Raw genomic sequence first — 13,496 nt, 5'->3', positions numbered from 1 at the left:
TGCCAAATATAGAGTTTTTTTGTTTATGTTTTTGAAAAAATAACTTTTACCTGCTAGATTCTCTTATTTTTAAGTTACTAGAAATTACTTTTGTTTGTGGGTTAACTTCATTTTCAGCACCTTCTATTCTATCTATTAAAAGTTCAGCAGCTTGCTCGCCCATTGTAAATCCGTGTTGAACTATAGTCGTAATAGATGGAGATGAATATTCAGAAATTAGTCCATCTGTAAAACCTATTACAGAAAGCTCTTCAGGTATTTTAATACCTTTTTCTTTTGCTATTCGAATTGCGATAGCAGCATAGATTTCATTTACAGCGAAGACAGCATCAATATTTTGAGAAAACAAAAGAGCTATTTGGTCATAAATACTTTCTTTCTCATCTACATTCACTACTAGGCTTTTGTCTATTTTGATTCCAGACTCTTTTAAAGCTCTTTCATAACCTTGATATCGATCTAAACCTACTGTTACATGCTCTGGAGTTGTAATAATAGCTATGTTTTTACAACCCTTATCTATCAAATGTTTTGTTGCCTTATACCCTGCTCCTATATCATCTACAATTACTTTATCACAATTAATAGAATCATGTACTCTATCGAATAACACTAATGGAACTTCATTGCTAATTAACCTGTAGAAATGTCCTAATTCCTTGTTTCTAAGAGTTTCTTTAGCTATAGAAACAATTAAACCATCTACACTTCCATTAGTAAGTACATTAATCGTTTCAATCTCTTTTTCTTGGTTTTCATTTGAGAAACAAACCATAATATTATAGCCTCTTTTATTAGCTACATTTTCAATTCCACTAATAACTGTTGAGAAAAAGTGGTGTACTATTTTAGGCAATACAATACCAATCACTTTTGTTTTTTGGTTTCTTAATTGTAAAGCTAAATTATTAGGCCTATAATTGTAATAATTAGCATAGGCTTTTATTCGTTCTTTTGTTTCGTGGCTTATTTCATGACTATCACGTAAAGCTTTCGAAACAGTGGAAGTTGATACTCCCAGCTCTTTAGCGATTATTTTTATGGTAATTTTTGGCTTCATATTTTACAAAACTGATAAAAAAATCAGATTATATTATCAATCTGTTAAGTTAAAGTTAAAAAGTTATCAACACGAAAACGTTTTCGTAGTAACGATAGTAGCTTGAGCTTCATTTTAATGGCTATATTCACATCGCAGAACGAAGATTATTGATATTAAATTAATTCAAATTTACTTATTTACTTAAGAATTTACATATGAAAAAAAATAAACAACTATTCAGTGTATTTCTAGTACTTTTTTCTTTTTTGAGTTATGCACAGCAAACAGTAAAAGGAACCGTGACTGAAAAGTCTACAGGAGATCCTTTGCCTGGTGTGTCTGTTGTATTAAAAGGAACTGTAAAAGGTGCTGAAACTGATTTCGATGGTAATTACGAAATCAAAAATGTAAAGCCAACAGATATTCTTGTTTTTTCTTTTATAGGAATGAAAACTCAAGAGATCACTGTTGGAACTTCTAATACCATTAATGTACAGTTAGAAGATGGAGGTCAGGTTTTAGACGAAATCGTTGTCGTTGGATACGGTACTACTACAGTAAAAGATGCTACCGGATCTGTAGAAGCTATTACAGAAAAAGATTTTACAAGAGGTAATATTGTAACTCCAGAAAACTTATTAAGTGGTCGTGTATCTGGTGTTAGTATTACTACAAGTGGAGCTCCAGGTTCAGGATCAGCTATTAGAATTCGTGGTGGTTCTTCTGTAAATGCATCAAACGATCCGTTAATTATTATAGATGGTCTACCAATTTCTAATAGTGGTGTAGATGGTTCTAGAGGTGTTTTAGCAAATATAAACCCTAATGACATTGAGTCTTTCTCTGTGTTAAAAGATGCTTCTGCTACTGCTATCTACGGTTCACGAGCTTCTAATGGTGTTATTATCATTACAACTAAAAAAGGAAAGTCTAGTTGGTCTTTAGATTTCGATACACAGCTTACTTTTGGAGAGATTCGTGATAGAGTAAATGTGTTTTCTTCAGAAGAGTTCAGAAATTTAATTAATTCACAACCAATAAATGGCACTACATTAGACACTAGTATATTAGGTAATGCTAATACTAATTGGCAAGATCAAGTGTTTAGAAAAACTGTTTCTAGAATCAATAACTTAACAGTTCGCGGTTCTATGTTTGATGTAGTTCCGATTAGATTATCTGTAGGTTTTAATGATCAAGAAGGAGCAATTTTAACTTCAAACTTTAATAGAAGAAATGTGTCTTTATCGTTAAGCCCATCTTTATTTAATGATCACCTTAAAATTAATTTAAATTATAATAGAGCTTTCGAAAATAGTAGATTCGCTGATTCTGGTCAAGTTGGAGCAGCATTGCGTTATGATCCTACACAACCAGTATATGATAGCTCCTCTCCTTTTGGTGGATTCTTTCAACATTTAAGTGGACCTAATAGTGCGGTAACAAATAGTACTACAAACCCAGTTGCATCTTTATTACAAAGAAGTAATATAGGTAAGTCTTTTAGACAATATGGAAATTTACAATTTGATTATAAATTTCATTTTTTACCTGAATTAAAAGCAGTTGTTAATTTAGGTTATGATAGAACTGAAGCTAGTAGAACAGATGTTTCTTCTTTATTAATTCCTTCACAGGTTGGAGATTTATTTATAGGAAACAATTGGGCTGGTGAGCAAACAAGAACAAATAAATTATTAGACGGATATTTAAACTACAATACTAACTTTTCTGATGATTTAAATGCTGACTTTACTGCTGGATATTCTTATCAAAAATTTGAGTTTAATGGAAGCAATACAGGTAACAGAAGAGACCCAAATGCTAGGCCAGATATTTTTGCAGATCCAGATGTTGTATTAATAGGATTCTTTGGTAGAGCTAATTTTAGTTTCTTAGATAAATACTTATTAACATTAAATTACAGAAGAGATGGAACTTCTCGTTTCTCTTCTAAAAATAGATGGGGTAATTTCCCAGGAGCTGCTTTAGCTTGGAAAATTAGCGAAGAAGATTTTCTTAAGGATTCTGAAGTAATTTCTAGTTTAAAATTAAGAGCAAGTTATGGTCTTACAGGACAGCAAGAAATTACTGCTAAAGATATTTTCTTAAATAGATATCGTGCAGGTAATCCAAACTCACAATATATTTTTGGAGGAAATGTAATCGGTACAAATGTTCCTTCAGCTATTAACGAAGCTATTAAATGGGAAGAAACAGCTACTATTGAATTTGGTGTAGATTATGGATTATTTAATGATCGTATTTCTGGATCTATAAGTGCATTCCAGAAAAATTCTACGGATTTATTATTTGACGCACCTACTTCTTTAAACTTTACAAACAGAATTATCCAAAACGTAGGTGAATTACAAATTCAAGGTCTTGAGTTTTCTATAAACTCAAACGTTATCGAAAAAGAAGACATTAGCTTAAACTTCAACTTTAATGGTACATTCTTTAATAGAGAAATTACAAATTTAGCTTCAGGAATAGATATTTTAGCTGGAGGAATCTCAGGAGGTACTGGAAATCAAATTCAAATTAACAGAGTTGGAGAAGCACCAAGATCTTTCTATGTATTTAAACAATTATATGATGCTAACGGAGCACCTATTGAAGGAGCTTATTTAGACGTGAATGGTGACGGAATTATTAATGATAATGATAGAATTGTAAAAGAAAGTCCAGATCCAGATGTTATTTTAGGGTTCCAAACGAATTTTAATTATAAACAATTTGACTTATCTTTCAATATGAGAGCAAATATTGGAAATTATGTTTATAATAATGTAAATTCATCAAGAGCACAATTAGCGCTATTACAAGATAATTCAGTATTAGGTAACATTCCAACCTCTGTATTAAATTCAAATTTTGTAAATACTTCAGATGTTATTCTTTCTGATTTTTATATAGAAAATGCATCGTTTTTAAGAATGGATAATATTACGTTAGGATATACATTTGACAGACCTATTAAGAAATTTTCTAAAAATAGCGTTCGTATTTGGGCTGGTATGCAAAACGTTTTTACATGGACAAACTATTCTGGTTTAGATCCTGAAGTTTTTGATGGTATTGATAATATTATTTATCCAAGACCAAGAAATATTTTAGTTGGTGCAAACATTAAATTTTAAAAAATTAACAATGAATATCAAAAAATATATAAAATCATTGGTATGCATTACTGTACTATCTTTTTCATTTTCATGTACAGAGGATTTAAATATCATACCTAATGATGATCAAACAACCTTAAGTCAAGATTTGTTTGAAAATGAAAGTGCTTATAAAGAAGTATTGGCTGGAGTGTATGCTAATTTTTCTTTAACAGGGACAGATGGTGCAGGATCGTCTAATTTACAAGGGATTGATGCTGGTACAAGTCAATACGGACGTGTATTATTGTATTTACAAACATTATCAGCAGATCAAATGATATGGTCTTACGAAAACGATCCCGGAACTAGAGAAATTCAACGTTCTATATGGACAGCACAAAATCCTCTTATTTTAGGAATGTTTGAAAGAGCTAGAGCTTCTGTAAATTTTGCAAATAACTTTTTGAATGAAACTACTGAAGAAAAGTTAAATGAAAGAAACGTATCTCAAGCAACTCGCGATGAGATTGTAACGTATAGAGCTGAAGCTAGATTGATTAGAGCTATTGCTTATTATCATTTAATGGATTTATTTGGAAAAGCGCCTTTTGCAGATGAGACTACACAGATCAATAGCAACCCAAATGAAATTTTAAGACCAGAATTATTTAACTACATCGAGTCTGAATTACTAGCTATTGAGTCAGATTTACCAGATCCTAGAGGGAATGAATACGGTAGAGCTGATAAAGCTGTAGCATGGATGGTGTTAGCTAAAATGTATTTAAATGCTAAAGTTTATATAGATCAAGATAGATATACAGAATGTATTACTTATTGTAATAGAATTATTAATGGAGGCTACTCTTTAGCTACAAACTATTTACATAATTTCATGGGAGATAACAATACAAATTCTGCTAGAAATGAAATTATATTCCCATTAATATCAGATGGGTTCTCTGTACAAAACTTCGGTCCTACCACAGTTATGGTAAATGGTGAAGTTGGAAGTTTAGAGAAAAATGGATTGTCTCTAGGTGTTTCAGAAGCTGGATGGGGAGGAGCTTTAAGAGTTCGTAAGCAATTTGCTGATCTTTTTAACGGAGGTGTTTTCCTTACAGATACAAGAAATACGTTAATTACTCAAGATAGAAATGTAAATATTACAGATATTTCAGATAGAGATCAAGGGTATGTTATTACTAAATATTCTAACCTTTCTTCTACTGGAGCTACTGGATCAAGCACTACTTTTGTAGATACAGATTTTCCTTTATTCAGGTTAGCAGATGTTTATTTAATGTATGGAGAAGCTGTTTTACGTGGTGGTACAGGTGGTACAACTACACAAGCTATCGATTATGTTAATGCATTACGTACTAGAGCTAATAACCCAGAAATGATTACTACACCAGATTTTACTTTAGATTTCATTTTAGATGAAAGATCTAGAGAGCTACACTGGGAAGGACATAGAAGACAAGATTTAATTCGTTTTAACAAGTTTACAGGAGGAAATTATAACTGGGCATGGAAAGGAAATGCATCTAATGGAATTTCTATTTCTAGTCACTTAAATGTATATCCTATTCCAACAACGAGTTTAGCTTCAAATCCTAATTTGAATCAAAACTCAGGATACTAAACCAAAAACAGTAAAGAAATGAAAAAAATAGTTAATATATTTTTAGTAATACTTACACTATTTGTAGGTATTGGCTGTGATGATAATTCTGAAACTTTTGTGGTTTCAAATAGTCCTACTGCGGCTGTATTACAGGATTTGAGTATTACTAATATTCAATTAGATCCTGTTAATACAACAATCCCTGCTTTAACCTTAAGCTGGGAAAGTGCAGATTATGGATTACAAGCATCTGTTATATATAATATTGAATTTTCTAGTGATGAAGCTTTTACAAATCCAGTAATTGCCTCTACAGTTACTGGTGAAAACAGTATTACGTTTTCTATGGCAGAATTAAACTCTGCTGCTGGTAATGCTGGTTTAAATCCTTTTGTTTGGGCTAATCTATATGCAAGAGTGGTTTCGTCATTAGGAACGCAAAATGGAATACCAGTAAATTCAAATACAGTAAGTATGAATGTATTCCCTTACTTTAACTATGTATTTGAAGATTATTTTCTAGTAGGTAATGCAACTGCTCCTAATTGGGACAACAATAACAATAACCCTCCACTATTTAGAAACCCTAATGATGAGAATTTATATACTTACACAGGGAGGTTTTTAAATGATAACCCTGCAGATGCAGGAGTCGGTAGATTCAAAGTACTAGAAACATTAGGTTTATGGCAACCACAATGGGGAACAACTTATCCTGATGGTAGCGATCCAATAGAAACATCTGGGAAAATAGCAGGAAACCCAGGGACTCAAAGTGATGACCCTGGAAGGTTTGGAGTTACTCAAACAGGTTTTTATACATTTACTATCAATTTTGCAACAAATGACTATAGCATTGTTCCTTTTGATGCAACTGGAATTATAAGCCCAGCTACATTATCAGTTCAAGGATCTTCAGTAGCGGCAACTACAGCATTAACTGCATTAACATTTGATGAGCATATTTGGTATGCTAACTCAGTTAGGTTAACTCCTGGTAGCTTACAGTTTGTAACAGATGGAGGAAATACTTGGGGAAGTGATACAGCTTTTTCAGGATCAGCAACACAAGGTTCTGTTATGATTCCTGTAATTGTTGAAGATGATTATGATATCTGGTTTAACGATTTAACAGGTCAGTATATTCTTATTCCATTGAATTTATAAACCTTAATGTAAAAGTATTAAGATGAAAAAAATAAATAATATAATTAATAAAATATGTGTTGCTGTATTGGCTTCAGTATTTTTACTGGCCTCTTGTGATACAGAAGAAAGTTTAAATATTACATCACCAGATCCTGTATTTGAATTGGAAACACCTGGTATTAATAATATCTTTTTAAACTTTGAATTGCCTGCTAATGCTGCTTTTACAATTTCATGGAAAGATGAAATCTCACAAAGTGGTACTTATGAAGTGCAAATGGCATTAGAAAACACTTTCCAATCGCCAGTTTCTTTGGGAACTACAGATGGCTCAACGTTTTCTATGTCTGTACAAGATTTCAATACAGCATTAAAATCTGCTGGAGTTACCTCTTTTGAGCAAATTCCAGTGTACATGAGAATTTTAAATGGTACTGAAACAAGTAATTCAATTTTATTTTTAGTAACAACTTATGCAGTTGCAATTCCAGAAATTACAGCTCCAGATAATACATTTACAACTGTACTTTCAGATGTAGATCCTGAGGCGGTTGTAACTACTGTAACTTGGGAAGATTCTGAGCTTGGAAATGATAGCACAGCCGATGTTAGCTATCGTTTAGAAATAGCAGAGCCAGGAACTAGTTTTGCTACACCAGGATTAGTTGGTACAACATCAGAAACTTCTATGGAAGTGAAACATGGAGCTTTTAACGATCTTGTTTTAGCTGCTGGAGGAACTCCAGGAACAGAAGGTTCAATAGATATGAGAGTAGTTGCTACCATTACTACTGCATCAGGAGATTTAGTAAGAACTTCAGATGTTGTTAGTATTAAAGTTACTCCGTACAGTGTTGCATTACCTACTACATTATACGTTGTTGGTGCTGGTGCAGCTGATGCTGGTTGGGGATGGACTTCTCCAGTTGAATTAGCATTACAAGGAAGAACATATTCTGGAAATATTAGATTAACTCCAAATGATGGTGGTAACTTTAGATTCTTTACTGTAAGAGACGATTGGGGATCTGGTCAGAATTATACTTACTATGCTGAAAGAGGTTATACTTTCGATGCGAATTTAACTGATGCAATGGATGGTGATAACAATTTCTTATTTACTGGTGCAGAAGGTGAATATTTTATAGAAATTGATACAGAAAATGAAACAATTACATTAGGACCTCCAGTTGTTGGACCAAATTGTGTCTTCGATCAACTTTGGGTAGTTGGTGCTGGTGCTGTTGATGCTGGTTGGGGATGGACTTCTCCAGTTAGAATCCGTTGTACAGGTAACGGAGTGTATCAAGGAAATATCAACTTAACAAACGATGCATTCAGATTCTTTACAGTAAGAGATGATTGGGGATCTGGTAGAAACTTCCCTTTCTACGAAAATGATGGATATACTATAGATGCCAACTTCGAAAATGCAAATGATGGTGATAGCAATTTCAGATTTACAGGTGCTCCTGGAACTTATTTCTTAACAGTAGATACTGTAAACAAAGAAATAAAATTAGAAGCTCAAAATACAGATTGTGAGTTTGTAGACTTATGGATTGTTGGTGCTGGTGCTCCTGATGCAGGTTGGGGATGGGCTTCTCCTGTTGAATTCTCTTGTGTAGATATAGGATTATATAGTGCTCAAGTAACTTTTGCTAACGATGCATTTAGGTTCTTTACGGTAAGAGACGATTGGGGATCTGGTAGAAACTTTCCTTATTACCAAAATGAAGGATATACTATAGATGCCAATTTTGAAAATGCAAATGATGGTGATAGTAATTTTAGATTTGTAGGTACTCCAGGTACATATACATTGTATATGGATACAATAGCGAAAACAATTACTATAAGCAATTAATATAAAATTATAGAAGTTTCTTTTAAGCTATTCTATCTGTTTTACAACTAGGTAGAATAGCTTTTTTAAATTTATTATACATGAAAAAAATCTTTTCAGTACTTATATTCTTCCTATGCGCTTTTGTTACAACAGCACAGCAGCAAAATGTCACTTTCGACGTGAGTCCAGCTACTTTTAATGAAGATGAAGAAATAACAATTACTGTTTCAAATGTAAATCCTACAACTTGGGGTGTCTCAGATATTTATTTGTGGGCTTGGTCTTATGATTCATCGGATTTAAATTCTATGGACTCTCCTACTAATGGTACATGGACCAATTCAAATGAAGCTCAAAAGTTAACTAATAATGGAGATGGAACATATTCTATTTCCTTTACGCCAACAACATTTTATAATAGAACTGGTATTGGTCGAATTGGAATGTTAGTAAAAGCTAAAGACGGAACTGGAGACAAAAAATCTCAAGACCAGGAGTATGAAGTTGGTAAGTTTCAATTGAATCTTACTGCGCCAGTTAATACAGTTTCTATTGTCAATTCTGGTGAAAACTTTAATGTTACGGCTACTAGTAGTATTGCAGCTAATTTTAATTTAAAAGCAAATGGTACTTCAGTAAACACTCAAAATAACACGACTAACTATTCTTTAACTACATCGGTAACACAGAATACTAATTTTGTACTAGAAGCTACTAATGGAGCTACTACTTTAACACAATCGTTCCAAATTATTGTAAAGCCAGCTGTAGTTGAAGCTGCTTTGCCTAATGGATTAAAAGATGGTTTAAATCTTGATGCTACAGATCCTACAAAAGCTACCTTAGTTTTATATGCCCCAAATAAAGAGTTTGTACATGTTATTGGAGACTTCAATAATTGGACTATAGACAATAACTATTTAATGAAAAAAGATAGCGCTAAAGATCGTTTTTGGATAGAACTTTCTGGTTTAACAGCGCAAGAAAACCATTTATATCAATACTTAATTGATGGTGAATTAAGAGTAGCTGACCCCTACTCTACATTAATTTTGACTGAAAGTAATGATCAATTCATAAATGATGTTACCTATCCTAATTTACCAGCTTATCCAACTGGAGAAACAAATCATTCTGTTACAGTATTAAAAACAGGTGAAGCTTCTTTTAATTGGACTGTTACAAATTTTAACCGTCCAGCAAAAACGGATCTAGTTATATATGAGGTTTTAATTAGAGATTTTGATGCATTACATAGTTTTGATGCTTTAAAGGCTAGATTAGACTATATTCAAGGTTTAGGTATTAATGCTATTGAGTTAATGCCTGTAAGTGAATTTGATGGTAATGAATCTTGGGGATACAATCCTTCATTTCATATGGCATTAGATAAATATTATGGAACTAAAAACGCGTTTAAAGAATTTATAGATGAATGTCATAAAAGAGGTATTGCTGTTATTTTAGATGTTGTTTATAATCATGCAACAGGTCAAAATCCATATTATAGAATGTGGAACACCGACAATGGAAATTATGGCGGACAAGCTACAGCAGATAGTCCATTTTTTAATCAAACGGCTAAACACTCTTTTAATGTATTTAATGATTTTAACCACAGTTTACAAGCAACTAAAGATTATGTAAAAAGAACTACTCAATATTGGATCGAAGAATATAAAATAGATGGTTTTAGATGGGATTTAACAAAAGGATTCACTCAAAATTGTTCTGCTTCAGACGATAGTTGTACAAATGCTTTACAAGCTGATAGAGTTGCTGTATTAAAGGAATATGCAGATTATCAATGGGAAGTTGATCCAAATTTTTATGTGATTTTTGAGCATTTAGGTACCAATCAAGAAGAAACAGAATGGGTAAATTATAGATTAGCTGAAGGTAAAGGAATTATGATGTGGAGTAATTTAAACTCTAATTATAATGAAACAACCATGGGGTATCACGATGGTGGAAAATCTAATTTCTCTTGGATTTCTTATAAAAACAGAGGTTGGACAGTACCTGCTAATATTGCTTACATGGAAAGCCATGATGAGCAACGTTTAATGTATAAAAATCTTGAATTTGGAAATACAAATGCTACATACAGTGCTAAAGATTTAAATACAGCTTTAGCAAGAACTGCTGCTGCTGGAGCTTTCTATTTTACGGTACCTGGACCAAAAATGATATGGCAATTTGGAGAGTTAGGATACGATGTTAGCATCGATTTTAATGGTCGTACAGGAAATAAACCTATTCGTTGGGAATATTTTAATAATGCTGAACGAAAAAAGATATACGATCTTTGGTCTGAATTGATTGCTTTAAAGAAGCAAGAAGATATTTTTAGAACTTCAGATTTCACCTTAAATGTTGCTGCAACAACAGGTTTGAAAAAAATTCATTTAACTAACGATAATGCTGCAGATGATTTACAATATGTAACAATTATTGGGAATTTTGGAATTATTCCTCAGAATATAAATCCAGAATTTCAAAAAACAGGTACATGGTTTGATTTACTAAATGCTAATAATTCTATTACCGTTTCTAATGTAAATTCGAACATTACATTACAACCAGGAGAATTTAAAATCTACGGAAGTTCAGCAGTGACGCTTTCTAGCGAAGATATTTTAACTAATAACTCATTCTTAAGTGTTTATCCAAACCCTGCTAATGATTACTTTAAAATTAATCAGGAAGTAGATGAAATTTCGATTTACAATATATCTGGAAAAAAAGTCTTAAATTACAAAGGAAAATTTTTAAAGAATTATTCTTTTAATATCAATTCCCTTTCAAAAGGAATCTATTTTGTAAAGGGGCGGAACGAGAGTAATTTGTTTTCACGAAAATTGCTTGTAAAATAAATTCTGTTAAACTTTGAAAAGGCTCTTATTAAATAAGAGTCTTTTTTTTTGTGCTATTTTTAACATTATTCTTAGTTTTCTCTATATCAATAAACAAACCCCTTTTATTATTGAAAATAGTAAAACTAAGTATTGTACTTTTAGTTAAAATTCATTGTAAATTGTTTTTTAATACTATATTCGCAGCCGTTAAGTTTTAAAACGAGTATTATTTTTCAATTTTCCCTACATTATTGAGTAATCTATTTTTAAAACAAAACTTAACGTTTTAATTGGTTTATTGTCTAATTTAAAAAATGAATAAATTTAAAGCCCTTATGTTAACTACTGCGGTAGTTATTTCTATCACTAGTTGTGATAACAATGAAAACCCTGAAATCTCAAACAATCAAAATGCCCAATTATCTTTAGGTGGTCATATTTCTCACAAAGACTGTGGTTATATCGACAACAACTGGCCTTCTAATGCTGAATTAAGCACTACTAGAATTATTAATGCTTCTGAAACGAATTTTTTAGTAGGCCAAAATGCAAACATTGCAAGTTTATTTAACATTAATACTGTACCATTAGGTTTTGCTATTGGTAACGGTACCTTAAATGCTATTTCTTACGGAGCTGGATACATTATTTTTGGTGAGTCTTTATACAACTATGCTTTAGACAATGGTGGCCGTATATCTGTAGCAATGGTACAAGCACACGAAGTAGCTCACCAGTTACAATTTAGAAATAATATTCCTTCTAGAAACGAAAGTACTGCTAGAGCTTCTGAATTAGAAGCTGATGCTTTTGCTGGTTTCTATATCGGACATGCAGATGGTTATAATGCAGATTGGACTACTGCAGCTCCTGCGTATACATTTTCTGCTAGTTTAGGTGACAATAATGTAAATTCACCGGGACACCATGGAACTGCTGCACAACGTCGTTCTGCTTTCCGTTTAGGATGGTTATTAAGAGACAATGCTTATCCTGGAGCTAGATCTTTTGATAGTTCATTTTTCAGATACTATGATCAATATGTTTTAGCTGGAGCATTACGTGGTGAAACAGAATTCACAAGACCAGAAGGAATTAGCGAAGATGTACACGAGTACATTATGTCTAAAATGGACGAGTTACACAAAATTAGTACTGGAGAGATTTCTGAAGAAGAATTCTTAAACTTATAGTACTTAGTTTTTAAAATAATTAAAAACCCTAACATTTAATTTAAAATTTAAACCCTAAATAAGCCAATTAAAACGCAAAAGAGGAGTAATATAGATTTATATTACTCCTCTCTTTTTTCTTAAGACTTTTTAATATTTAATTAAAAGTCTTGAAAAATTGCATGCATCATACGCTTCTTGTCATTGATGCTCTCTTCTAATGAAATCATAGTTTCAGTTCTATTAACACCATGAATTTCATCAATTTTGTATATAATATCTTTAGCATTGTTAGTGTCTTTAGCACGAACTTTACAGAAAATATTATATTTTCCAGCTGTTACATAAGCTACAGTAACATTGGGAATAAGACGTAAATTATCGATCACGTGTTGAGTCATTGATGTTTTCTCTAAAAATACTCCAACGTGAGCTATGAAAGCATACCCCATTTTTTCGTAATCTAGTGTTAACGTAGACCCTTGAATAATACCTTCGTCTTCCATCTTTTTTACACGAACGTGAATAGTACCTGCAGACACTAATAATTTTTTAGCGATATCTGTAAATGGCGTACGTGCATTCTCAATTAGAATATCCAAAATCTGATGATCGATTTCATCTAATACAAATTTCTTCATTTTTATATTTTATTCATAGTATCCTGCAAAAATATCAATTATTATTAA

General features: G+C 32.1%; 8 protein-coding genes. 6 read left to right on the top strand and 2 right to left on the bottom strand.

The genetic code is table 11. From position 1 onward, the window contains the following. Positions 1-46: 46 nt before the first annotated feature. Positions 47-1,060 carry a LacI family DNA-binding transcriptional regulator gene (locus tag ACKTTC_RS08465; RefSeq protein WP_408039372.1) on the bottom strand — a complete coding sequence of 338 codons (1,014 nt, stop codon included), beginning with the start codon at positions 1,058-1,060 and terminating at the stop codon, positions 47-49. A 197-nt stretch (positions 1,061-1,257) separates the two neighbouring features. Between ACKTTC_RS08465 and ACKTTC_RS08460 the strand changes: the two genes are divergently transcribed. From ACKTTC_RS08460 to ACKTTC_RS08435, 6 genes are all read left to right on the top strand, one after another. Continuing rightward, positions 1,258-4,185 carry a SusC/RagA family TonB-linked outer membrane protein gene (locus ACKTTC_RS08460; RefSeq protein ID WP_408039371.1) on the top strand — a complete coding sequence of 976 codons (2,928 nt, stop codon included), beginning with the start codon at positions 1,258-1,260 and terminating at the stop codon, positions 4,183-4,185. Between the two features lie 10 nt (positions 4,186-4,195). Next, positions 4,196-5,797, top strand: a complete 1,602-nt coding sequence (locus tag ACKTTC_RS08455; protein WP_408039370.1) for a RagB/SusD family nutrient uptake outer membrane protein — start codon at positions 4,196-4,198, stop codon at positions 5,795-5,797. Positions 5,798-5,815: 18 nt separating this feature from the next. After that, positions 5,816-6,946 carry a SusE domain-containing protein gene (locus ACKTTC_RS08450; RefSeq protein ID WP_408039369.1) on the top strand — a complete coding sequence of 377 codons (1,131 nt, stop codon included), beginning with the start codon at positions 5,816-5,818 and terminating at the stop codon, positions 6,944-6,946. A 22-nt stretch (positions 6,947-6,968) separates the two neighbouring features. Next, positions 6,969-8,795: a SusE domain-containing protein gene (locus ACKTTC_RS08445; RefSeq protein WP_408039368.1), complete on the top strand. Its 1,827-nt coding sequence runs from the start codon at positions 6,969-6,971 to the stop codon at positions 8,793-8,795. A gap of 80 nt (positions 8,796-8,875) precedes the next feature. Next, positions 8,876-11,653, top strand: a complete 2,778-nt coding sequence (locus tag ACKTTC_RS08440; protein WP_408039367.1) for an alpha-amylase family glycosyl hydrolase — start codon at positions 8,876-8,878, stop codon at positions 11,651-11,653. A gap of 296 nt (positions 11,654-11,949) precedes the next feature. Then, a complete protein-coding gene (locus ACKTTC_RS08435) occupies positions 11,950-12,828 on the top strand; it encodes a neutral zinc metallopeptidase (RefSeq protein WP_408039366.1) in 879 nt (292 codons plus the stop codon). Between the two features lie 140 nt (positions 12,829-12,968). On the opposite strand, the gene ACKTTC_RS08430 is transcribed toward ACKTTC_RS08435, so the two are convergent. Beyond that, a complete protein-coding gene (locus ACKTTC_RS08430) occupies positions 12,969-13,448 on the bottom strand; it encodes an Lrp/AsnC family transcriptional regulator (protein WP_408039365.1) in 480 nt (159 codons plus the stop codon). Positions 13,449-13,496: the final 48 nt, after the last annotated feature.

Origin of the sequence: Tenacibaculum amylolyticum (assembly GCF_964511145.1) — a bacterium.
GTDB classification, from domain to species: Bacteria; Bacteroidota; Bacteroidia; order Flavobacteriales; family Flavobacteriaceae; genus Polaribacter; species Polaribacter amylolyticum.
The sequence above is the reverse complement of the archived record's forward strand: the minus strand, read 5'-3'. Positions and strand labels throughout refer to the sequence as shown.